The 23,211-nt window shown below is 33.9% G+C and carries 18 protein-coding genes; 4 read left to right on the forward strand and 14 right to left on the reverse strand.

The window, feature by feature from the left end; translation table 11 throughout:
• Positions 1–20: 20 nt before the first annotated feature.
• The 7 genes from H4J70_RS08300 to H4J70_RS08330 form a co-directional block, all read right to left on the reverse strand.
• Positions 21–674: a hypothetical protein gene (locus tag H4J70_RS08300; RefSeq protein ID WP_182250903.1), complete on the reverse strand. Its 654-nt coding sequence runs from the start codon at positions 672–674 to the stop codon at positions 21–23.
• Complete coding sequence (locus H4J70_RS08305) at positions 674–3,067, reverse strand: hypothetical protein (RefSeq protein WP_182250904.1); 2,394 nt, start codon at positions 3,065–3,067, stop codon at positions 674–676. Before H4J70_RS08305 ends, H4J70_RS08300 begins: the two co-directional genes overlap by 1 nt.
• A 518-nt stretch (positions 3,068–3,585) precedes the next feature.
• Entirely contained in the window at positions 3,586–4,863 is a 1,278-nt protein-coding gene (locus H4J70_RS08310) for a lipopolysaccharide assembly protein LapB (protein ID WP_182250905.1), read from the reverse strand.
• A 188-nt stretch (positions 4,864–5,051) separates the two neighbouring features.
• The gene (locus H4J70_RS08315) at positions 5,052–6,017 is read right to left on the reverse strand and encodes a site-specific integrase (protein ID WP_182250906.1); all 966 of its coding nucleotides are present in this window, start codon (positions 6,015–6,017) and stop codon (positions 5,052–5,054) included.
• Between the two features lie 259 nt (positions 6,018–6,276).
• Complete coding sequence (locus H4J70_RS08320; RefSeq protein WP_182250907.1) at positions 6,277–6,834, reverse strand: hypothetical protein; 558 nt, start codon at positions 6,832–6,834, stop codon at positions 6,277–6,279.
• A 170-nt stretch (positions 6,835–7,004) separates the two neighbouring features.
• Positions 7,005–7,448, reverse strand: coding sequence for a hypothetical protein (locus tag H4J70_RS08325; RefSeq protein WP_182250908.1), 444 nt, complete (start codon positions 7,446–7,448; stop codon positions 7,005–7,007).
• Positions 7,449–7,559: 111 nt separating this feature from the next.
• On the reverse strand, positions 7,560–8,063 hold the full coding sequence (locus H4J70_RS08330) for a YqiA/YcfP family alpha/beta fold hydrolase (protein ID WP_182250909.1): 504 nt from the start codon (positions 8,061–8,063) through the stop codon (positions 7,560–7,562).
• A gap of 110 nt (positions 8,064–8,173) precedes the next feature.
• On the opposite strand from H4J70_RS08330, the gene H4J70_RS08335 reads away from it, so the two are divergent.
• On the forward strand, positions 8,174–8,455 hold the full coding sequence (locus tag H4J70_RS08335) for a hypothetical protein (RefSeq protein ID WP_182250910.1): 282 nt from the start codon (positions 8,174–8,176) through the stop codon (positions 8,453–8,455).
• Between the two features lie 117 nt (positions 8,456–8,572).
• Here the strand turns inward: H4J70_RS08335 and H4J70_RS08340 are convergent, their stop codons facing one another.
• A complete protein-coding gene (locus tag H4J70_RS08340) occupies positions 8,573–9,196 on the reverse strand; it encodes a tyrosine-type recombinase/integrase (protein WP_182250911.1) in 624 nt (207 codons plus the stop codon).
• Between the two features lie 276 nt (positions 9,197–9,472).
• Here H4J70_RS08340 and H4J70_RS08345 point away from each other — a divergent pair, with 276 nt between their 5' ends.
• Positions 9,473–10,375 carry a tyrosine-type recombinase/integrase gene (locus H4J70_RS08345; protein ID WP_182250912.1) on the forward strand — a complete coding sequence of 301 codons (903 nt, stop codon included), beginning with the start codon at positions 9,473–9,475 and terminating at the stop codon, positions 10,373–10,375.
• 9 nt (positions 10,376–10,384) lie between these two features.
• The gene (locus tag H4J70_RS08350) at positions 10,385–11,578 is read left to right on the forward strand and encodes an IS91 family transposase (RefSeq protein ID WP_182250913.1); all 1,194 of its coding nucleotides are present in this window, start codon (positions 10,385–10,387) and stop codon (positions 11,576–11,578) included.
• Between the two features lie 452 nt (positions 11,579–12,030).
• On the opposite strand, the gene H4J70_RS08355 is transcribed toward H4J70_RS08350, so the two are convergent.
• The 6 genes from H4J70_RS08355 to H4J70_RS08380 all read right to left on the reverse strand — a co-directional run bounded on the left by H4J70_RS08355 (position 12,031) and on the right by H4J70_RS08380 (position 21,689).
• On the reverse strand, positions 12,031–12,666 hold the full coding sequence (locus tag H4J70_RS08355) for a hypothetical protein (protein WP_182250914.1): 636 nt from the start codon (positions 12,664–12,666) through the stop codon (positions 12,031–12,033).
• A gap of 110 nt (positions 12,667–12,776) precedes the next feature.
• A complete protein-coding gene (gene lepB, locus H4J70_RS08360) occupies positions 12,777–13,541 on the reverse strand; it encodes a signal peptidase I (RefSeq protein WP_182250915.1) in 765 nt (254 codons plus the stop codon).
• A gap of 117 nt (positions 13,542–13,658) precedes the next feature.
• Entirely contained in the window at positions 13,659–15,785 is a 2,127-nt protein-coding gene (locus H4J70_RS08365; protein ID WP_182250916.1) for a hypothetical protein, read from the reverse strand.
• Positions 15,786–16,262: 477 nt separating this feature from the next.
• On the reverse strand, positions 16,263–16,406 hold the full coding sequence (locus H4J70_RS08370) for a hypothetical protein (RefSeq protein ID WP_182250917.1): 144 nt from the start codon (positions 16,404–16,406) through the stop codon (positions 16,263–16,265).
• A gap of 259 nt (positions 16,407–16,665) precedes the next feature.
• Positions 16,666–17,715, reverse strand: a complete 1,050-nt coding sequence (locus H4J70_RS08375; RefSeq protein WP_182250918.1) for a WYL domain-containing protein — start codon at positions 17,713–17,715, stop codon at positions 16,666–16,668.
• A gap of 473 nt (positions 17,716–18,188) precedes the next feature.
• Positions 18,189–21,689 carry an AAA family ATPase gene (locus H4J70_RS08380; protein ID WP_182250919.1) on the reverse strand — a complete coding sequence of 1,167 codons (3,501 nt, stop codon included), beginning with the start codon at positions 21,687–21,689 and terminating at the stop codon, positions 18,189–18,191.
• A 701-nt stretch (positions 21,690–22,390) separates the two neighbouring features.
• Between H4J70_RS08380 and H4J70_RS08385 the strand changes: the two genes are divergently transcribed.
• The gene (locus H4J70_RS08385) at positions 22,391–23,200 is read left to right on the forward strand and encodes a hypothetical protein (RefSeq protein ID WP_182250920.1); all 810 of its coding nucleotides are present in this window, start codon (positions 22,391–22,393) and stop codon (positions 23,198–23,200) included.
• The last annotated feature ends 11 nt before the right edge of the window (positions 23,201–23,211 follow it).

Consider the following 23,211-nt stretch of genomic DNA (forward strand, 5'->3'; position numbering starts at 1 on the left):
TCTGAGCTAGTACCATTAATTTACTGTAAAATTGCTATACAAGCACTCATCATATTTTTATTATTAATCATAAAGCAATAACCATTATCACGGTTGGTATTGGCTATACAGCTATTTTGTAGGTCTTTATTGTTAATCATAAAGCAGTAGCCATCATCATGCTTAACTTGTCCTATACAGCTATTTTGCAGGTCTTTATTGTTAATCATAAAGCAGTAGCCATCATCACGGTTGGTATTGGCTATACAGCTGTTTTGCAGGTCTTTATTGTTAATCATAAAGCAGTAGCCATCATCATGATTGGTATTGGCTATACAATCATTTTTCATGTCTTCATTGGTAATTGCAAAACAATCACCAGCCCCACTAGTATTGACGTTTTGACGATCAGGTGGCACATACTCGTGTTTGTAATAATAATCTGTTTTGACTTGTTCAGTCTCTTTTTCAGAGTCTTCTTTGAACTTAGTCACATCAATTGAATTAGCTGGTTTTTTGGCAGTTGGTTTGTTCTTAAACATACTGTCAAAGTCATATTCCTTGCTATTAGTTTTCTGTTTTATCTTCGTTTTAGTGGCGTTGTTTTTGTCAGTAGCTGTTGCGGTATTTTCTTCCGTAGCAACTACTGTAAAACAAACAACTATTAGAACGATAGTTATTAAACTAAAACGCATTATATTTTCTCAATACTCATTAAAGCGAAACTAGGCTTAATACTCTGTAGATTGCTTGACATTTTAAAAACAAATACTGCGCTTTCGCTACCCTGTACAATGGAACCAAAGTCAATGGTTCCGTCAGTTTTCCACTTGTTATCAGGCGTAACCGTTACGTAAAACTCTCTTTCTTTTACTCTAGTATCAAAAGTAGAGAAGTCTAAGCCAAATAAAGCTTTTTTCATTGTTTGAACATAGTTTAATTCCAACTTAACTTTAACTTTAATTCTATAACTACCATGTTTTAAAGGTACTGTACTATTAATGTTTGGCATCACATTATATTGCATCTCTGCATTACCAGAAGATGCAATCATAGTTAATAATAAACTTGCATCTATTTCGTCTCGGTTAGCCTCAGAGCCATCCTTAGTGACTAAACTTCCTTTTAGGGAAAATACGTCATTCAAGCCAAAATATTTAATCAGTGCCATTTCAATTTTAACTTTATCATCACTCGTTTGAGCTAATGAAAATGCTTTTCTGATGTATTCATCATTTCCTGCTGCTGAAAATGCATTGATGTAACCATCAAGCGTATTTTGACTAATATAATTTTGTTCTTGTTCTTTGGCATTTATGTTGTATTTATAGCTACTTAATACACACCTAAGTGAATTATCTGAACGGATCTTACTAGCTTCACTTATCGTGGGATGGGCAGTTACAACACAATCTCCTTTTGATACAGCAAATAAACCGCCTCTTGAGCAATTTTCATCTCTAGTAAAATATGGAGTAACATATCCAGGGTTATTAGCAACGTAAGTAAAGTTATTAAAATCTTTTCCTAAACTAAGATAGTCGCTTTTACTCGGCAGTCGCCACCCTTTAATACCAAGATGATTTAACTCTTTACAGTATTGTTTAGCGCGAGAGAATTTATAATTAAATTTTGAGTTGACTGATTGGTCTTGCCAAATACGCCCTGCAATAAATTTAGCTCCTTCAATGTTCTTACTACCGACTATTTCACCATCTGCATTGTCTTTTGCTAATTCAATAGCAGCAAGACGTTTTTGCTCTGCAATGTATTGCAAATTTTTGATTTGTTTTCTGGCTTTAGCTACGTATTTAGAATTAGGGTATTTATTAATGAACGCATTTAACTTTCTAATAGAGTGTTTGGCTTTGTTAAATTCATCTCTCTCAACAACTAGCGCAGGGTCTTGTATTTCTTTAATGCCTTGAATAATAAATTCACCATTTTTTATTACAAACTCAACAGTTGGAGAAAATGATTTTGCCGTAATGAGCTTTTTAAATTTGGGCGCGTATTTTACTGACAGGGGAATATTTACGCTTTGTTTGAAGTTGCCATATTGTGAACCAACCACAATATTGAATTGGCTTAAATCGGCATTGTATTGAACGCTGGAGAGCTTAGGTGCGCCATATAAAACATGAAAGGCTTCTTTTAGTGATAATAACTTGTTTTTTTCTTTTTGTTTGAGAAGCTTTGTTTTTTTCTCTGCTAACAGTCTAGTTTCTTTATCTTTCGCAGCACCCCATTCACTGAAAAATTTCTTTTTTAATTTGTTATTATATACTTCTATATCTGCTTGTAATTTAGTGACTCTTTTTTCATAACTCTTTTGAGTTTCAAACTCTCCTTTTTTTTGTCTTTCATAAATTTTAATTTTTGAGTCAATTGATTTAGGGTATCTCACATGAACTTGGTTAGAGCTATTTTCTTTGAGGTTTAAAATCCCTTGGGCAGTTTCAGCTATAGAACTATTAAATGCATCTCCTCGTTGATGAACACAGCGAACACCATATTCATTCGACTGTCTGCTTTTATCTATTTCAAAAGAAGTTTGCTTTTTAAAGTATGAATGAGAAGTGTATAAATATGCAGCAGGATACAGCTCACGATCACCATAACGCTGACGATATGTTGTTGACTCTGAACTCCAAGCACTTCCACTAGATTTATTTTTACTGTATAAATTCCATTTCCATGATAAAAGCTCATTTCTTGTGGGTAAACGCCAATTGGGTAGTCCTGCAATCACAGCATTTTCACAGTTAGCAACTGCATCGTTCCACTGTCTGTTACCTATTCCTCTTTCCCAAAGATAATCCTTATGGATAACAATTTGTTTTTTACCATATCGCTCATAATTATATCTTTTATGAGTAGGGGGAATTCTTGCGCCTTTTTTCCATTCCATAGTGCTATTTATTGATGAAAAAAATGCTTGCGCTTGGTTTATTTTTACTTGCTTCGCTTTATTCGTTGCTATTTCTTTCTGTTTTGCACGCTCTGCTGGTGTCATGCCACAGCTAGTGAGTAAAAACATGAAACAAGTAAAAATTATTATTTGGGCCGTACGGGTGGTGAGAGTCATCAATATCCCTATGATTTTTAGTATTATAAAATTTTGATTTGATTTATTGTAAAGGAAATAATTAGTTACAACTAGTGTGTTTTTTGTTCTTGTTGCTGATTATTTTCGTTTTATGTTTCGGGTAGTGATTATATTGAGATACTAGTTAATCAAACTAGCAAGTTTTAATCGTGTACAAAATGATTTAAATAATTCTACGGCCTGCTCAATTGAAGAATTAAGCCGATGATCGCCATCAATCAAATGTAGTGAACATGTGCTTGTTGAACATATTTAATTGAATACTCTATTGGGGTAATATCAAATTATTAGGTTAAGCCTTGAGTATATAATTCAGCGAAAATCAATTTCATAATGTCTGCAATAGGCCTCTAAAGTGACAATTGTTCTTATTTGCTGTAATAGTCGCTTTCTCCGACAATGTCATTGAAACCTTGATTTATCAAATTATATACTTACTTATTATAAACATATTTAAGCTGTCCATATGATTGTACATATCAAAATTACACAGTAAGTTATGACTTATCAGGAATACGTATTTCAACGTATAGCTTGTTTGTAATGTTATTATATGTCGCATACCAAACAAAACCGTATTCGTATAGGATAAAATTTCGATGGTACTTAAAGCTATTATTCACAACCAATCTACCGACTAATTCATGATGAAGCTTAATCACATCCTTACCACCGCTTAAATCAACAAGCCATATTTCATACAATAGTTGTAGCTCTTTTGCGAATACCGTGCCTCTATTTTTTTGGGTGAGCGTCGATTCAAATACTATTTTTTTATCTTCAAAAATAAAGGCGCTCTTGCCTCTCACAAATTTTTCTACATCTTGATTCTTTTCTTCCCAGATTTTTTCATTATAATCATAGTCTCTGATCCAAGGTCTATTTTTTTCATGGTTAAACATATACTTCAATCGGTAATAAAAGTCATAGCCTGATGTAAAAACCCTCTGTTTTATTGTTGAAACAGCCCAATACTGGCTCCCCATAGACTCTTCAATAAATAACTTTGTCGCAGCTACCCCATTTAACCGTGAATTTGTTAAAGCTTCTAAAGCATTGCTGTCGCCTGTTTTCGCAGCTTTAAGTAGGTGAAACTTATATTTCTTATTGTCGATTGTTTGTTCATAATATAATGCCATATTTGCATTTTCAATCGAACCATATCTATCATCGCCATAGGCCTTTTTCCAATACTTTCCAGCAAGCTCTTTATCTTCATTTATATAGATACCATTAAAAGCATATATACCAAGTAGAGTATAACAATCAGGGTAATGGCCTTTTATAACCGTTTCATAAGCCTGTTTATATTGACCCTGATCGTCATATAACATACCTAGGTAACACCTATTAATTTCATTTCCTGCTTTTATTGAGCGCAGGGTATACTTTATCGCATTATCAAGATCATTTTTTAGACGGTAGAGTGACCCTATAGTCATTGTTAAGTAGATATCTCTTGCTTCCGGTTCATCGATTAGTATATTTTCAATACCGCTTTCATAAGCAGCTAAAAGATATTTTAGCGCTAACGATGTGTTGGATTCTGTCTTCGACAGATAAAAGCCGATATAAAACTTTTTACAGGCATCACCTAGGCCATCACATATAGTAAACTTGGTTTCAGGAACATATTGTATAAACTCCTGATCTAGACTTACCACTTTAATACTCTGATTGTTCTTATCATCGGCAATTGATGAGTTGAAATATGAAATTAAGATGAATAAGCATGGGATAATAGTGAGAATTTTAACTGTTTTAAGAATGGTCATAGTCCGTCATTTTTAGATTTAAATTATCCTTATGAATAAGTATGCTGAGTTGTGGTTAATGAGTCAAATGATACGGTTACTAAGGACTACATTAGGCTCAAAAATAACTGAAATTATTACTTGCCAGAATAGTCACTTTTCCGACAAAGCGGTCATAAATTGTTATTCAAAATGATTCTGACTTAAATTTAGATCATGTTAAATGGTGAGTGTATTGCGTTATTTTTTAATTTATCTCTACCGTCATAATACTTCACCATTTCAATAGAACTGTGTCCGGTAGCGTTACAGATAGATATTAAATCCGCCCCATTATCTAAGGCTAACTCTATGAACGTTTTGCGGAGTGAATGAGGTGTTATATTTTTTTCAGGTGCAACTCTTGCCGCTAGTTTTCTTACAACATTATAAATAGCCCTTGTGGAAAGAGGTTTTTCAATCACTTTCATTCGGTTATTTTTTATTGGTTGAAAAATAAAAGGGCAAGTATTTCCGTAGAGTGTTAAAAATTCTTTTAGCAATAAACAAAGTTCATGAGGGATGGGTAGTGATTTTAAAATACCGCCTTTTTGATTGATGCTAACCTTTTGGTTAGATAGTTCAAGATCTTTCCATTGTAAATTTGCACACTCAGCAACCCGTAAAGCCAAATGAAATAAAAATACTAGTATTAGATAATTTCTAAATTCAGCCTTTGAATTCCTTCTCCTTTCTTTTGCTGCTTTTAATAATCCAAAAACTTCATCACTACTTAAGCTGGCAGTACTGCTAAGGTTTTCGGTTTGTAAATTTTGAAATTGGTTCAAAGGGTTTTGGTCGTAACGATACACATTTATCAAGTAATCAAAAAAGACACGTAGAGCTATTGTTTTACGGTTTATAGTACGAGAATTTTTGACTCTTTGGAGTATTTCAAAATTATCAATTTTTTTTCTGCTTTCAATATACACTCGAATAGCACTAATCAATTGAGAAAAATGCATGTTGCTAAGTTCATCAAGTGTTGTGAGATCAAGCGTATTAAAAAACTGTGTTAAATCTCCTTTATACGCTCTTCTTGTATGATGAGAGCTTTTTAATGATACAAAGTCCTCTATAACCTCAGAGAGATGTTTGTTAGCGGTAAAATATATTTTCTTAACAAGTTCTGACATTAAAAAAAATGAAAAAAGTAAAATGTATTTTCATTATAGAAGCAATTTTAAAGAGTTAACCTTAGTTTAGTTATTCTTTTTATAACATGAACTTAAAGTCATAATAAGCTATCGATAAAATATATTATCGATAGTTTAAATGGGTGGGTTTTTGATGTTGTCGATAGAGGAAAAATAAAAGCTTATTAATTTTCACCAGAGCTAAATGCAAAACAATAAAAAACCGTCGATAATATATTTTATCGACGGTTTTATTCTTTTACTTTTGTTTTTTAACTTCATTACTTCCAAGCATTTTTAGAATAGTATTTGCAGACTTTATTGTTTTATCTTGCTCAGCTATTGTTTTATCTAGCTCAGCTATTGCTTTATCTAGCTCAGCAATGGCGACATCCATTATTGCATCATGTTTTTTTATATATTCTGTTAGTGCGTTTTTAAATTCTTGAGTCGTATCACGACCATATCCCTCAAAGAGCTTCTTTAGCTTGGTCTCTTCAAGGTGTGACAATCTATCTACAATAGCTTGGAAAATATGAAATAAACGTATCGCAAAGCGTTGTTTTTCTTTCCAGTCCTTATGAGTGAATGAACCTTTAGTTAAAGAGAGCATTGAATACATGTCACTTTGAAGCTTTGGAGGAAGGGTGCTTTCGACTTTAGCTACATATTTAGTACCTATTTTTTCACTTCTAAATAATGCTTTGTAATCGTCGATTAAAGAATAGTGCTCAGGAGGTTTATTAGCGAAGGCTGACAGAGTTACGTTAGATAAAAGTAAAACTAAAATGAGTAATGCTACTTTCTTAAATTCCATCTTTACCTCCCTACACTTTTAAATAACTCGAAATATTATTGTTTAGTTCTGATAATTCAGATTATCAGAAGTAAACTAGATATTAAACAGTAAAGGATTAAACCTTAAGCAATTTATTAAATTATAGTTTATTTCTTAATGGCGGCTTTAGGCTCAAAAACGTCCTTTGACTAATCATCAAAAGCAAACTGGAATTCGCCTCTCAATAAAAACTCTATAATCGTTTTGATGTATTTCTCATCCAACTCACTATGAACAGTAAATGTTTTTGATTTGTCACCGGATAAGAATTTGGATATTTTTTTAATGAAATTTTTATTTGATTCGATATTTCCATGTTTTAAATATGCCTTTAATACTTCAGCTAATGCTAGCGCATCATCCTCCATAAAAATTTTTGACCAATACCAGTCTCTAGGCTCATAATCTTGTTTATCTAGTGGTAACTGTTCGCGAAGCCTGTCTATCCTTTCGCTAAAGACAGTTCCTGTTGGTTGCCAGCCAAAATTCTCTCCTAACTCAAGAATTAACAGCCATTTTTTGTACGGGATTTCAAGGACATCATAGCTTTTAATAGTGTGATTATATCCTCTTGCACATTCGACAGTGAACAAATTAAGTCCTTTTTTAAACACGGTTATAAATTATGCTGAATCGGTGCTGGTAAATCAATTGAAGTGATTTCGAAACGGCAACTCAAGGCTCAAAGTGACTATCATTTTCTTTTACATACTGTCATTAATATTTTTCAAAAACACTTGAAATAGACCCATTACCTGTTCAATTGATGAATTAAGCCGATGGTCACCATCAATTAAATGTAATGAACATTGTGCTTGTTGAGCATATTTAATTGAATGTGCTACTGGAATAATATCATCAGACCACCCATGAACGATTTCTAGCTGCTTTAAATCTATTGTGTAGGTTTGCTGCTCATAGTCGGTCATAAATAGAGCAGGAGCTAACAGAAAGGTGCCTAATGGTTTATTAGTTTGTGCTACAACAAGAGAAACATACCCACCCATACTTGAGCCAACTAAAATATAAGATTTAGTTTCATTATTTAGGTAATTATTTAGCTTTATTACACGTTCATCAGGGCTGGTTATGCCAGTATAATCTATGCTATCAACATCAAAGCCTAATTCTTTGGCTACGTTAGCAAGTTTGGTTATTTTACTGCCCCAAGGGCCACTTTCCTTACCATGTGAAAAGATTACTTTCATCTCTCATTCCTTTTGTTTTTAATAAAAAAACACATCGAATCAATTAATTGATGGTAACATGAAAATATTATTATTTGCTCAATATATGACGGTTAACTATAAGGAAAAAAATGAATAACAGCATGAAAGATAATGCAAATACCATAGATAAATTTTCACGAAAAGCATCTCATGGTAAATATAGGGTGTTGGGGTATGACCAATATGATTACAGTGATTATTTTATTGATGAATTTGATGACCTTGAGCAAGCAGTGGAATTATTAAAGAAAAGAGCTTCTAAAGCTAACGGAACCCCAACATCATTTTCAGATGAATATTTTATTTATACTGATAAAGAAGAGGCTTTGTATAAAGGAACGTTTGATGGTGGTATTAAAAAGTTAACTTAATATTTATTTAGCCTTAACAAAATAAATAATTTTGAATCATATAACAGCCAAAGCCAGCGAGAACACGGTAATAAACAACTCAAAATTCAAAGCGTCCATGCCTATTATGAATATTGTCTAAATATCGGTATGCTCAGATAGTTCAAGCGCATCATCAACCTCAACGCCAAGGTATCGTACTGTACTTTCTAGCTTGGTATGACCCAATAAAATTTGTACTGCTCTCAAATTCTTAGTGCGTTTGTAAATAAGTGATGCTTTCGTTCTTCTCATCGAATGTGTTCCATACGCAGTTGGATCGAGTCCAATACTTGTAACCCAGCGTTTTACTATTCTGGAATATTGTCGAGTAGATAGATGCTCACTATTTTTTACTCGACTTGGAAAAAGATAATCACTCGTTCTTAAGTAATTAGATTTGATCCAAGACGTAATGGCAACTCTAGTTTTGGGTGTAATTTCAAACTGAACTGGCTTGCCTGTTTTTTGCTGGACAAGTATTGCTCTAGATTGAACCGTTGTCCCATGAGCTATATCTCTAACTTTCAATTTAACAAAATCGCATGCTCTGAGTTTGCAGTCTAGAGCTAGGTTAAACATAGTTAGCTCTCTGAGATTGTTGCTAATATCTAACCTAGTTCTAATTGACCATATTTCCTCAAGCTTCAATGGTAACTTTTGCCCTATAAGCTTACCTTTGTTCCAAGTAGGTTTAGGTGTGTACGGAATGATTTGATACATGATAGTTATCCTTCTATAAAGGGACTATAAGTATAGCTATTAATGGTCGGTTTTCCGACAAAGCGGTCATTAATATCAATAGGATTTATGGCTATTTATTGAATCTTTAATACATAGATCGAGCTTTGTATTGATGGACAACTAAGCCACCATAGAACTAAACCGCTCGCGCGGTAATGGCGTTTTTTGCAAGCCCTGTATCAACTTCTAACTTTTGTATTCTTTTCTACTCTTAGTATTGAGGTATTCCGCCTCAATTTGCTAGGAGTATTTACTATGAAGATTTCAGTACATTTCCCCCCAGTCCTTCGTCAGAGCATTAACGAAGATATGAGTCTGCGTAAGTTTGCCGTAAAAACCCAAATATCTTACATCCGAGCCATTAATCGTTTATGTGAGTATTTACAACATTCACCTGAGAATGCTACGCGTGAAGAGTTGCGTGAATTTCAATTGTTTTTGGTGAATGATGGAGTTTCAGGAACAACCATTAATGGCATCATTTCTGGCTTGAAATTCTTGTATCAAATCACGTTAGACAACTCACAAATTGTCTCTAAGTTACACACTATACCCGTGGCACGTAACTTACCTATCGTATTAAACCTTGAAGAGATGAAACGCTTTCTTGCGGCTGCTGTTCATCCCAAATATCATGCGGCATTCTCTGTAGCCTATGGCGCTGGGCTTCGGGTTAGTGAGGTGGTATCACTCAAAGTCAGTGATGTAGACAAAGAACGTATGGTACTTCGTGTTGAGCAAGGCAAAGGAAGCAAAGATAGATATGCAAAGCTATCTCCCGCCTTGCATGAGCATTTACGACATTGGTGGGTATTTGCCAATAGGTATGGACAAATGCATCGTGAAGGTTGGCTGTTTCCAGGGCTTGATCCCATTAATCATATGTCCGCTCGTCAATTAAGCCGAATATGTGTAGAAACAGCTAAACTGGCAGGTATAACAAAGAAAGTTTCGATGCATACTTTACGTCATAGCTTTGCTACGCACTTACTCGAAGCTCATGTTGATATTCGCGTCATTCAAGTGTTACTTGGGCACTCTCGATTAAGCACTACCGCTTTGTACGCGCAAGTCGCTACTAACTTATTACGTGAAGTTATCAGTCCACTCGATGCCTTAGAAAACAAGGATAAGACAAAAGATAAGGACAAGTCGTGAGTATTCACCATGACTCGTCCTCAATTAGAAATAGCCGATATATTTCGTCATCATGGACAGCAATGGCGTGACACTCATCAAGGGCATGTAAGTTTAAGTCAATTGAAAGTCATGTCAGCGATTGAAAACTGTCGAACGCAAGTGCTCGGTGGACATATATTACGTTGCCAAGCATGTGAGCACACTCACATATCTTACAATTCCTGCCGTAATCGTCATTGCCCAAAGTGCCAAGCAAGCTCGGCAAAAAGGTGGCTTGAAGCTCGACAAGCGCAACTGTTGCCCGTGGACTATTATCACTTGGTGTTCACTTTGCCTAAAGAGGTTGCCAACTTAGCGTATTACAACAAGTCGGTGATGTATGGTTTATTGTTGAAAGTAGCCGCAGAGACATTACTGACGATTGGCGGGGATGTAAAACGTCTTGGGGCCAAACTTGGTGTGACATTTGTACTACATACGTGGGGCTCTGCGATGACTCATCACCCACATGTGCATGGTATTGTTCCTGGTGGTGGGTTATCTGCTGATGGTGAGCACTGGGTATCATGTAAATCAGGGTTCTTTCTCCCTGTTCGCGTGCTATCGAGATTGTTTAGACGTTTGTATCTTGAAAAACTATATCTAGCATATCAAAGTAACTCACTGATGTTTTTCGGCCGTGATAAACCACTTGAGGATGAGAAATTGTTTGCTAAATGGCTTAACCCATTACGTAAAAAAGAGTGGGTTGTTTATGCTAAGCGTCCTTTTGCTGGGCCAAAAGCTGTGTTCGCCTACTTGTCGCGCTATACCCATCGAGTAGCCATATCGAATAGCCGCTTAGTTAAGTGTGATTGCAATGGTGTGACGTTTCGTTGTAAAAACTACCGCGCCAAAACGGCTAGCCGTTATCGAACCATGACGTTAGATAACGATGAGTTTATTCGCAGGTTTTTGCTACACACACTACCTTCAGGTTTTCATCGCATTCGTCACTATGGTTTGATCGCCAATACGGGCTGTAAACAGAATTTGGTGAAGGTTCGTCAATTGCTCAACGTGATTGAAGTCATTCCTGAAACTAAGGACTTAGTTGAAGAAAAGCCTATTAAGCAAGAGCCAATCTTTGTCTGCCCAGAATGTGGCGGGCCGATGATGATCAACGAAATATTAATCAGTCAGTTGAAACCTCGGGCACCACCGATGAAACTTGTGAATTAATAGTCGTGACAAGGCATTAAAAATTATCGAATACTTGATAAGGGGTAGCTTTGCCTAAAGAAAAGAAATCGACAAAATAAACTATACTCAAACTAAGAAAAGCCACATAAAAGTGATTTATGCTCAATAAAATAGCTTATCAACCTTCAATGACTTCAGTGTTTTCTCATATAACAACCAACCACAATATAACAATCCCCATAGTAAGTATCTAGTTCACGCGGTTTCCACAATGGAGCTTTGTTCGACATCAGCCGGATAGCATCGAGGGTGCTTCTAGGTTTGTTTTTGGTGGCTGATGACAAACAAACCTAAACATACCGCCGTTCACATTCTGAGTTTATAAGTAAGTCTTTCACAATATATTTTCTAATGAATATTAGAGTTATATTACTGGGAAGTCCCAGATAGCTGACACCAGCATATGTTCTATGGCAAAGGCCCTGAGCGACTTAATCACTAAACCTCTTTTCCCTCTGCTTCATTCGCTGCTTTATTCTCTCCTTTGTACTGTTATTTTGATCAACTTTCTCATTTCTACTTAATCGTTTGGAATGATAAGTTTTTTCTTTAATATTTGTTTCAATAGGGGGGCCTTCAGGTTCATTTTTAGTCTGTTGATGAAGCCATGCAGGCGCTTTAATTGCTATTATAATTACCGACAATATCCCCATAATTACTGCTCCTATAATTGCAAATAAACTAATATCAAAGAGCACGTCACCAATACCAACAACACTCCCGCCCCCTTTAATCATTACAACAATACCTCCGAAAATTCCACCAATAAGAAGGCCACGCTGTATTGAGTTCAACGCATTTTTTTTGATTGTTGTTTCAAATACCTTATATTTCTGTGACACTGATAATTCATAATATTCCATTCTTTCTTTGCGGGCCTGATTTTCATCAAGCTTTTTTTGATCTGATTTTTCTTCAGCCAATTTCATTTCAAAACTAAAGTGATCTATAATCCTTACTATTAGGTTAAATAACCTCAATATGTTTTTTCTCAAATCCAAAACATTCACAATAGTAGACATTAGAGTCACTTTTTTATATTTATTATCTAGATGTGTTCTTCTCATATCGTTAATCCTCCATTACTAAATAACCAACAAGTAAATTATCTTCCTTGAATTTTACCTTTCTAGGATAGTGTTTACTCTGTAGAAAATATGAAACGATCTCTTTTGTATTACTTTGATTCAAAAAGTCTCAACGAATCAATATCTCCAAATACATAATTCCACACTGAATAATAATTAAAGGCCACATATTCTATCTTTGAAATAATATCCTTCTGATGAACGGTCCCAAGATATCTACTATCCTTACTTAAGTTTCTATTATCTCCCAAAGCAAAATATCTATCTTTCGGAACAACATAAGGTTTAGAATTTGTAATCAATTTTTTCAAATATTCTTTTGATAATCCCTTTGCATAGACTATGTCATATGTATAATCTTGATTATCAGTCTCTTTAAAGGCTATGAATTCATATTTCTCTTGTCGTTTAAATCTTTTACCATCAACTAATTCATTATTGGTTTTCTCCAATTTTGTCACCTTATTATTAACATAAAGTCTATTGTCAATAAATTGGATTGTATCACCACCAATAGCTACGATTCTTTTCGCCATGTTGATTTCCCTTTTATCAAACGTGATGATGTCTCCACGCTCAGGAGAACCCAACTTAAAATAAACGTCAGTAAACGGAATTTTTACGTTATAAGCCAGTTTGTTTACAAGCACAATATCTCCTTCCATCAAATTAGGATTCATTGATGATGTTGGTATGTGATAGTAGCTACCAAAAAATGTTCTTACAACCAATATAGTAATTAGAAACCAACATAGTTTCTTGTTTTCTAAGTAACCGTGCTTGAATTTTCGAACGGTTGGGTTGGTTACAAATATTGCTTTTAGATCCTCTATTTTCAATGCAATTGTTGACATATAAGTTCCTTTATATTATTTTTTTGAAAAATAGACGTTATTCGCTAAATAAATCCATTTGTTCTTCTGTTTTATTTTTATAAACTGAGGCATCAATTAGCTCTTTATATTGTCTTATTACTTATATAGTTTTAATAATTCATTTCCATCAACATGATCTACAACGTATGTCTCAATAACGCTATCAAGAAGATGGTTAATAGGCTTATTTAGAATCCCAACAATGTCAAATAAGAGACTTGAAGTCTGCAAAATATTTACTATTCTAATTACATCTTTATTCGTATTACTTTCTAATCCAGCATAATAATCGTTATATTTTTCGTTATTATTGAAGAATGACAAAACCACAATTAAAGTTGTTATCCCGAAGGAAATACGAAGTTTGTTGTGGATGCCGCTAGTATCTAAAGATAAAGAAATTAGATTTATAATGTTAAAAATAATCATAATAGTTGAAATAAGTAATACAAAGATTGGAACTACAATGCTTTTTGCATAGGTTTCCAAGACTTTTTTATCACTAACTTTGCCATTATAAACTTGAAATAAGTATGCTCCATTGTATGATTCTCTATTTTTAATATATTTTTTCAAAACCTTTTTAGGATCATAGGTAAAGTATTTGTAAGAATCTCCACCTTTATGATCCATTAGAATATATCCATTTTTTGTAGGCATATTCCAAAAAGTCTTTTGTAAAAACAACTTGAACGCTGGCAACTTATAGAATTCATACTCATTTAAATTTCTAGGTACATTCCCATATTTGTTAACGTATTCATTTGCTCTAATTCCAATAAGACTACTCATATGTTGATTAAGACTTGTTTGTAACTCATTAGCTAAAGAACTTTTATAGTATTTGTAAAAAGCTCTTTTGTTTGAGTGATCATATCCATATGGGACGGTAACACCATATCTTTTAAAGGTATGAGATACTATTTTTTTCCCATATTTTGTCTTAAGAAATTTAGAGTAAGTTAATTGACTCTTATTAAATCCGAAAAAGTTTTTATCTACATATGTTACTAATTTTGTTAGTTCATTACGCACTAAGCTTTGGCTAGCACTGATATCGCAAATCGAAAATTTGTTTCCAATCGAGCTATTATCTATTTCGTAAAACCGAGAAAGACTATTCCCTTTGATAGTAACAACTCCAAATTTTGCACTTTTATCTTTAGAGGTGCGCTCCAATTTGTTGTAAAAGATCTTAGATCTATCTGTTCGCACAAGCCTAGGCTCTTTATTGCTCTTGAGGCAAACACCTTTAGAAGCTGCGACTACTTTTTTATTGTATCTCTCAAAAGTTGGCTTCCAATTAAGATTCTTGTTGTCTAAAGTACCCGATACTTCCGCGCTTCCAGCATTCATCAATGATTTCACTTCACCTCCCCACCGAGAAACAAGCTTTCTTTCAAAAGCAGAAGAAAACTCATCCAAGGAGTCTAGGCTATTAGAGAAACTAGGGTAGTAGCCCTGAAACTCATATTTCCTTTTTAGCTTGCCAATTAAAGCTCTATATCGCTTATAAGACAGTCGAATATCCATTGTTGCGTAGTCGTATTTATCATTTGCGATTCTTTTGTGTTTATTTTTTGTATAAGCAGATGGTTTGTTTGACTGTTGAGTAACTGACTTATATTTAGACCATATACTTATAATTTTTTTTGATATAGCTTTTTTCTCAAAACGGGCTAATCCATCATCTGCATTATCGATTTTTGCGAGAATGTTATTATTGAATAGATTTCTTGAGTTATCATTTAATTCATCAATGTGTTTTTTATTAGCTACATTTACAATAGGTAGTGTGGCAAGAAAAATCTTTTCATTGGCAGATGAAGTACCATCGTCTTTTGAGATGCCTTCTATAGAATCTTTATCGTAGAAAACATTTTCCTTGAAAGTGGTAAGAAGAATTGATTTCTTTTTGAAATCATCTGGAAATTGGGATATTGCATAGTCTACTGCAAATTTTTGAGCATAAAAGAACACTACAAATGATAATACATATACAAAAGATTTATAAAAAACCTTATGTATTTTTGTTTTCCCTAGTTCAAACTTCGAGATGATTAATACAGAAAATCCTAGAGACGCAATTAATCTACCTGTTATTTCAAGGCTTCCGACTGTTAAAGGATCAGACACAGTCCCTATTGCATCAAGAAGTCTTGATCTAAAAGCCACCTCTAGAAGAATATATAAAACTGTATAGATAATTAGAAGCGCTTTCATTGCTTGAATCCTACATTAATTTTTCCTGACTCAATAGGAACATATGAAATGAGAAAACCTCCAATAGTTTTAACTTTTGAAACCGCTTGAAATGAAATAACTTCCTCACAAAACACAACTGTTCTCACTAGCTTAATTCCCTGTTTTATTTGAAATAATTAAAAATAAACTGCTAGTATCTACGACTAAAACATATCTACTAATTGCAAAAAAAGTCCATTTTTAAATGTATGATCAAAACTTTTTAATATTTATTATGAGATTACCTAACTTTATTATTCACTTCACTCGGAGGCTTCACTGAAAGTCATTAAATGTTTCAAATAAAGCCAGTACTTTTCTTAAGAAGTACTAAGCGAGTTATACTAACAGATTGTTTTTTATGCCTTACATTTTTTTTACACTTAGCAATGCCACCTTTATTTTTGAGACATTAGTTTTAACCATAGAAAACCCCGTAATACTGTAAGGAGATTATTATGGAGGAAGGTTTTCTACATGTGCCCACATGGTATAAACGTCTTCTGTGTTAGGGAGTCGCCAGTGATCATATTCAACACCCGCGCTAAACTGGCTTGAAACATAGTCGAAAGATTGGCCGTTATTTATGCCGAAATCCATCTAATCAATACCTGTTAATGAATCTATGTAACTGTTGTTGTTTGTATCTACAATAAGGCTTGCTCTTGTTGTTAATGCGAATAGTATAAAGCAGAAAGTAATTAATATTTTTTATCATTGTAGTTCCTATTTTGATCGAATGTTTTGTTAGGTACTAACCCTAGTGAGCTATGTAACCGTGATTAACACCATAAAGAAGAGTAGGGACAGGTTTAGTCCCTTAGTTAAATCTTTAGTAATAACAATGACAGATTTTGGATTAGCAACTTAAGTTAAACAAGCTATGCATTGCGTTTTTACGTGAGTGAGGCTCTACTTGGTTTTGAATAGCGAGTGCTTCTTTTAAGCAACTTGGTCCGACTATTTGAATAGCTGAACCAAAGCAGAGTAACCCTTTAAGAAAATTTACCGAAATTGTACAACTAAATGTTAATTCGGCTATTTTTTCCTTTTTATCTAGCCATCTAAATTGCCAATCAGTTGCGCCATCGATTAACCCCGCCGAAAATAAATCTGCGGCATCTTTTTTTAAAATAAGATGAACTTTATTATTGATAGAGCTAGATATAAGGTAATCTTCGCGGCCACTATGTAATATTTCCGTTGCTTGCTGTTGAGATATTTGAGGAAAGAATTTCACGCTATTAAGTACTTTAATATTTTTCATTTTAGATATTTTATAACGCCTTTCACCTTCAATGCCTTGACCAACTTTTGTCCCTACTATTAAGTAGTTTCCACAGTCATTAATAACACCAATAGGATTTATTTCTTTAACCAACACTTCACCGTCAGCATGTTTTTCATATCCAAATAACAGACGAGATTGTTGCTTTAGTGCTTCTTTTATCACGTTAACTTTATCTTTAGTGTCTTGATTTGGAATGAATGAGAGGTAACCATGCTTTTCTATGAAGCGGCCATCTACCTCGATGTCAGTTAGACTAGAAGGAAAATTTGTTTTGTATGACGATATATTATTAATGATAGAAAGATCGTGATTTGAAGCAACTAAAGTTCGCTGGCGAGGAAGATTGCCTATGATTGTGCCGTGTTTTGATTCAGCAGGAACGTAGTACTTAGAATGGTTGTTGATAGAAGACTTATGGATACGACTTGAAGCCATTAAGCATTCTAAATCACGCCTTACAGTTCGTAAACTGGTGCGGTGTAATGAATTATCTAAGAAATTAAAGATTTGATTAGTGCTATAAGATTTATTAAATATTTTATTTTTTTCTAAAGAAGGATAGATTGAAGGTAGAATAAATTGTTGGATGTAATACATACGTTCAGATTTGTTTGACATAATTAGCCCCTAAAGTTAAGAAAAAACAAAGAGATAAAAAATTCGCAGTAAACCCTCAAAATATTAATTCTGATGTTCACCTTTATCATCTTGTTTTTAAATCTGGCTTCCTAGCCACTTCAGATATACTTCGTTCATTGAAGTTAATAAATTCCTTTATTGCAATTTCCCTAATTGCTACCTGTCTTTTACTTTAGTTTCACATCATGTGACTTTAGCTAATATTCCTTCTTAGCCCTCTCTATTACTATAGAGGTATAGTGTTTGCTTAAGTCATCCAACTTAAACAAACACACCGATAATACGCTGATTTCACTGAAAAATCAAGTTTGAATTTATCAAAGAAGCTTCCAAGAGATTTATGGTCATCACAATACCCTATTGTTTAAGCGGTTTTATATTCGAGATCTTTTAAAGCCTTAGGAATACCTTAAAACATCACCATTTCACCTATTTCCGCTGAATAAATCCGATTAATGAAATCTCGATACTTTTTTATACTCAACAAGTTTTTTAAAATCATTGTTAAATATAGTTTTGTGCTTTATCAGGTCATTGGCTAAACGTTCTAAAGTATCGAGATTATCACTTAATAAAGTTGACACTTTTTCATGAGCATCGTTCAACCATAACTTCACCTCTTCTTGGATCTCTAATTGTGTTGGAGAGAACTGTTGATAGTCAATAATCTGTGAGTTTAGTGATAAACCACACTTCACAATTGCTTTTTTTACATAGCTTGTTGCCTTGGATATATCATTGGCAGTCCCAAAAGTTAATCTATCATCACATTGCCAAAATAAAAGTTCAGCCGCTCTACCCGCTAAATAAACTTGCAGTTCCTTTTTCATTAACAATCGATTATTTGCATGCGTTTGTTGATAATTATTACTTAATACAAAACCTTCAACTTTCCCTCTGTTGTTAGTGTCTATGGCAAAAACATGCTCAGGCGAAAATAGCATAGCGATAGCTAAAGCGTGACCAGCTTCATGATAGGCAATAGATATTTCATCATCTTTGTGCCTAATATCATTCAGGTTTATATTTCCAGCTAAAAAGTTGATTAATGCTTCTGATAACGCTTGTTCAGTAGAAGTATTAAAACTAGCGATATGGTTGAACGCATTATTTAATACTGTTTCAACAGACAAAACGGGCAAACCTGAGAGCTGCTGGGTAATTTCGTTCTTAAAGCTATTGCTTAATCCTTGTAAATTATTAGCTGACAACTTGTCTTCTATATAGGAGCACAGCTCAATTTCGTTAGGGTAGCTTAACTCTATAAGTTGTTCTAATCGCCCTGATCGAGTAATAGCGGGATCGATAACTGTGTGATTATTAGTCGCACCTATAACAACAACTTGAGCTGGCGACTGATCAAAACCATCAAGACGGGTTAATAACGAATTAACCATTAAGTTATGAGCGAGTCTACCTGGCTCTCGCGTTGCAGTAATAGTTTCTATTTCATCTATAAACATGATACTAGGCGCATATTTTTGCGCAATATCAAAAAGTAATTTGATGTTTTTATCAGCATCGCCTATCGTAAGTTCAGATGCATTAACCTGTATAAATACACCTTGATAACGATTAGCAACAGCCCGGGCTAGATGAGTTTTTCCGGTACCTGGACTACCTGATAATAAAATGCCTTTGGGTAGCTTAATGTTTTGTTCATTTGGTTTTAGCTGATTCATTTTATCAACCATATCGGTCAAAAGATCAATAGACTCATTTTGCCCGATAATATCATTAAAAGTCGACGTCGAATTCTCAATAAAATTCAAAAATGGAAGAGCCATATCATCACGCTTGATCAGAACATTAAGGTCATCAAAGACAATGTTAATATTAATTTGGTTTTGCGCACATTGCGTGTTAATTGAAAAGTTAGCTTTCCAACTTCTGCCGTAGTTTTGATTTACAAAATCGATATAACATGAGTCATTCGACGAAAATGTAAAATTAACCTTGACCGCTTTATTTTCAAGTTCACCTGTAACCTCATCTAATTCTTTTGCAATAATTGCCATTAATTTAGATGCTTGTCCTAATATTGCTCTAGGACTTAATGAAGCGGCCATAGTAGCGATGGCTTTTGATAAATCATTCCCAAGACAATATTCTGTACTACTCGTTAATTCCTCGGCAACCTCATCTATAAGTTGAATGAGTTGATTAGGCGCTAACATTTTGCAGTGGGCGGCATATCCTAAGGCTATTCGGCTAATAAACTCAGGGGGTAAAGCTCCAGCCAACACAGATTGAAAATCAACTGCTATATCGTTATTGAAATCAAAAAAATTTTGTCCTAAATTAGATGTAAAAACAAAGATGCATTGACTAAAATCGACCATTCTCAGTGATGAATTATCTTTAGCCTCATGATCTGACAGTAATGTTAATAATGAAGTTATCGTGTGCGGATGCGCCTTCTCTATTTCATCAAACAATATAACGCGCTTGGGTTGAAATTCTGTTGGCATTGTTAGTGTGCCGAGGTTTGCAATATTATACTGAAAGCCGGAGCCAAATAGTTGCATTGCAGAGCCTTTGTGCTGGTACTGCTCCATATTGATTACCTGAAAATCATAACTATCTGCCATTTCTTTATTAACCGCCTTAACAAAGGATTTAACTAACGATGTTTTGCCCACCCCAGAAGCTCCATAAATAAAAACAGGACCACGTTGAACAGTAGGAATTCCCTCTAATCGACCTCTTAAAGTATCAATAAGCGCTTGTTTCGCATTATCGATACCAACGATAGTTTTATCTAACGTTTTCTTAACCGACTTGAGAATGAATTTCTTTTCTTTTTGCAAGCCTAACCGTTGATTTAAAAGATAGAACTCCTTAAATATAGGGAAATCATCATTACACGCCATTATTTTAATTGCTTCTATTACTCGCAAACAGTCAAAGGAATATTTTCCATCATTACACTGAACAGAGTCCAAAATGAACTTGACCAAGTCATTACTGAATGATTTATAAGATATTTTTTTAAGATCAGATTGAAACCAGCTTTTCCCTTCATCTTCACCACTTGAATACAACCTAGGATCAATGCTATCACTCACATTTTGCAGGAATAAGTTAACTTTTTTAGGAAACATCAGATCATGCTTTACCTTCAAAGCTGATGAAAATATATCTCTATTGTGACGTGATGTTGATATAGCCGATAATACAGCAAGTTCATCTAAAGACTTGTTCTTGTACATGCTTTTAGAAATAAGCTGTAAGCGTTCAATAAATGATGTAAATGAAGATGAGGGGTTACCCAATACATCTTTTAGAGTGAACGATGCCTTTTCAATTAATTGTATTTTTTCTTCTGTATTATTTAATAATTCATACTCAAAATCTATATCGGTACCATCGCTATCAAATTGAATATCTTTTCTAGTTTCGACTAACAGTTCCAATTGATCCACTGTTCGACAGGGTTGATTGAGTGAAGAACCGATAAGTGAACATGGTTGTTGATATATGCTTTTTTGGTATCCTTCGTATACCTTTACGATAAATGAGGTATCTTCGATACTTTCATATGGCTCATATTGATTAAGTAAAAATTCACGATAGAAATGACAGAATTCATTAGCGATATTTTCATTGGCAAAATCATCATTTCCATCAGGGAACTTTAATGATAAAAAGTCTTTTGCTGAAATATGTAACAATCGCTCCAAAGCCTTACGTTCAAAGTGGGTTTGTTCAGAGTCACAAAATTCATCTATTTGAAGAACAAACGCTTCAGTATGCTTTGCGATGAACTCTACTTTAATTCCTAATTCAATTTTCGCACTTTCGGCAAGATGCAATGCTTGTAACAGCAACATTGGGGCTAATGCCTCTTCATCCAATAGTAATTTTTGCAGCGGAAAGTTATTTCCATTTTCGAAAGTAAATTGTTTTTTTAAATAATTATTAGGAATAATGTTGGAATACTTTGAAAACATAATCAGTAACCTTTTATGGAAAATAGCCACTGAATGATAAAAGAAGAGACGGACAGTTATCGTCCTAAGATTTGCTTAAATAATGGTAACTAAAGTGGAGTTTTGTATTGCTCAGAAGTTAAGGTTAAAATTCTATGGGGTAAGAACAAACAAAGTATTAAAATATGATTATTATTAAGGTCACCTATCGTATTTTAGTGATAGTGAGAAAAGTGCAACTTTTGCACTTTGCTATGTTTCCTTTCTGGCAATAGCGAGCGTCCAGAGACCAAACGCCTACGACTGCAATGAGCTTAAACCAGCCCCACAAAAAACCATCGTATTTCAGTTTAAATCACCTTAAATATGCTCTTTGTTTCACAGAAGCTCAATGACCGCAATAGGCTCTGAATTGCCGTTAACAAATCTAAATTCTACGGCAGGAGTTCCGACAAACCGGACATTAAGCTAATTAGTAATTTATGTGTTCAAACAAAATAATGGCAATAACAAACCGTCGATAATAGTTATTATCGACGGTTTCATAAGTATCTAAATTTTTCTTGTGGTTTGTATTTACTAGTTAGTAAATACAATTTTTAGATCGAGATGGAATATAAACTTGTATAATATTTTTTATTATATTGTAATGCCTATTACAACAGTTTTTCTTTAAAAAATAATAGACTCGACGTTTATTATCAATTCTAACGGATGAGCCAATGTTTAACAAAAATAAAAAATATTTATCATTATTTATAATACTATTTCTCATGAGTTGTTCTGAGCAAAAGGAGGGCACTAATGAAAAGGCTAAAATTGTAAGTACAAAATGTAAAATTGAAAATTGGAAGGAAAGTGAATTTAAACCTCCAACTAAAGAAGTTATAAATTTTCTAAATAAGGAAACTAATAATTTATTTTTTAGGTCTTCTACAACGTATGATAGTTTTGTAAAAGAATTTTCATTATCAAGATACTTGCCTGGAGATAAGGAAAATCATTGGGGTGATAGAGATGATCGTGCGTTTGCAAATGGAAAGTGGAATGGTGCTTACGTTTATCTGTCAGGTAATACTTATAAAGGCTACAATGGCTTTAATGGCATAAATGGCCCTGTTTTTCTTGGCGATGGTATAGGACAAATTGAAGCGTACTACTCTAGTGGCAGTGGATTTCCAACAGGTATAAAAATATATCAAAACCTTGATAAAAAGTATTATGCAAACGATATATTAAACGCAATTAGAATTAAAATTGGAAATAAAAACATAAAGCATTGTTTCTATGAGGGTATCATGGGAGTTGCTGGAGAGCTTTGTAATGGAAGTGGTCAGAAGTTATTATACAAACATAATGAAAGATATTTTAAATTAGGTATAACTGTATATGCTGTACTCGATAAAAATATTGGAGATAACAGTATTGAAAATACCGTCATATTATATAAGGTGGAGGAATTTAACGAGAAAGTGAATAACTACAAAAAGTGTCTATCTGTCGAAAAAGATGGAAAATCCCTCAAATTATAAAATAGTTAATG

Origin of the sequence: Colwellia sp. BRX8-9 (genome assembly GCF_014077245.1) — a bacterium.
Classification (GTDB): domain Bacteria; phylum Pseudomonadota; class Gammaproteobacteria; order Enterobacterales; family Alteromonadaceae; genus Colwellia_A.

Bases quoted from the DNA above. Each gene is read 5' to 3' on its own strand.
- H4J70_RS08330 (WP_182250909.1), bottom strand. From the start codon at position 8,063: ATGAAAGTAATCTTTTCACATGGTAAGGAAAGTGGCCCTTGGGGCAGT.
- H4J70_RS08350 (WP_182250913.1), top strand. From the start codon at position 10,385: ATGACTCGTCCTCAATTAGAAATAGCCGATATATTTCGTCATCATGGA.
- H4J70_RS08365 (WP_182250916.1), bottom strand. From the start codon at position 15,785: ATGAAAGCGCTTCTAATTATCTATACAGTTTTATATATTCTTCTAGAG.
- H4J70_RS08320 (WP_182250907.1), bottom strand. From the start codon at position 6,834: ATGGAATTTAAGAAAGTAGCATTACTCATTTTAGTTTTACTTTTATCT.
- H4J70_RS08315 (WP_182250906.1), bottom strand. From the start codon at position 6,017: ATGTCAGAACTTGTTAAGAAAATATATTTTACCGCTAACAAACATCTC.
- H4J70_RS08385 (WP_182250920.1), top strand. From the start codon at position 22,391: ATGTTTAACAAAAATAAAAAATATTTATCATTATTTATAATACTATTT.
- lepB (WP_182250915.1), bottom strand. From the start codon at position 13,541: ATGTCAACAATTGCATTGAAAATAGAGGATCTAAAAGCAATATTTGTA.
- H4J70_RS08335 (WP_182250910.1), top strand. From the start codon at position 8,174: ATGAATAACAGCATGAAAGATAATGCAAATACCATAGATAAATTTTCA.
- H4J70_RS08355 (WP_182250914.1), bottom strand. From the start codon at position 12,666: ATGAGAAGAACACATCTAGATAATAAATATAAAAAAGTGACTCTAATG.
- H4J70_RS08300 (WP_182250903.1), bottom strand. From the start codon at position 674: ATGCGTTTTAGTTTAATAACTATCGTTCTAATAGTTGTTTGTTTTACA.
- H4J70_RS08380 (WP_182250919.1), bottom strand. From the start codon at position 21,689: ATGTTTTCAAAGTATTCCAACATTATTCCTAATAATTATTTAAAAAAA.
- H4J70_RS08305 (WP_182250904.1), bottom strand. From the start codon at position 3,067: ATGACTCTCACCACCCGTACGGCCCAAATAATAATTTTTACTTGTTTC.
- H4J70_RS08375 (WP_182250918.1), bottom strand. From the start codon at position 17,715: ATGTCAAACAAATCTGAACGTATGTATTACATCCAACAATTTATTCTA.
- H4J70_RS08310 (WP_182250905.1), bottom strand. From the start codon at position 4,863: ATGACCATTCTTAAAACAGTTAAAATTCTCACTATTATCCCATGCTTA.
- H4J70_RS08370 (WP_182250917.1), bottom strand. From the start codon at position 16,406: ATGGATTTCGGCATAAATAACGGCCAATCTTTCGACTATGTTTCAAGC.
- H4J70_RS08340 (WP_182250911.1), bottom strand. From the start codon at position 9,196: ATGTATCAAATCATTCCGTACACACCTAAACCTACTTGGAACAAAGGT.
- H4J70_RS08345 (WP_182250912.1), top strand. From the start codon at position 9,473: ATGAAGATTTCAGTACATTTCCCCCCAGTCCTTCGTCAGAGCATTAAC.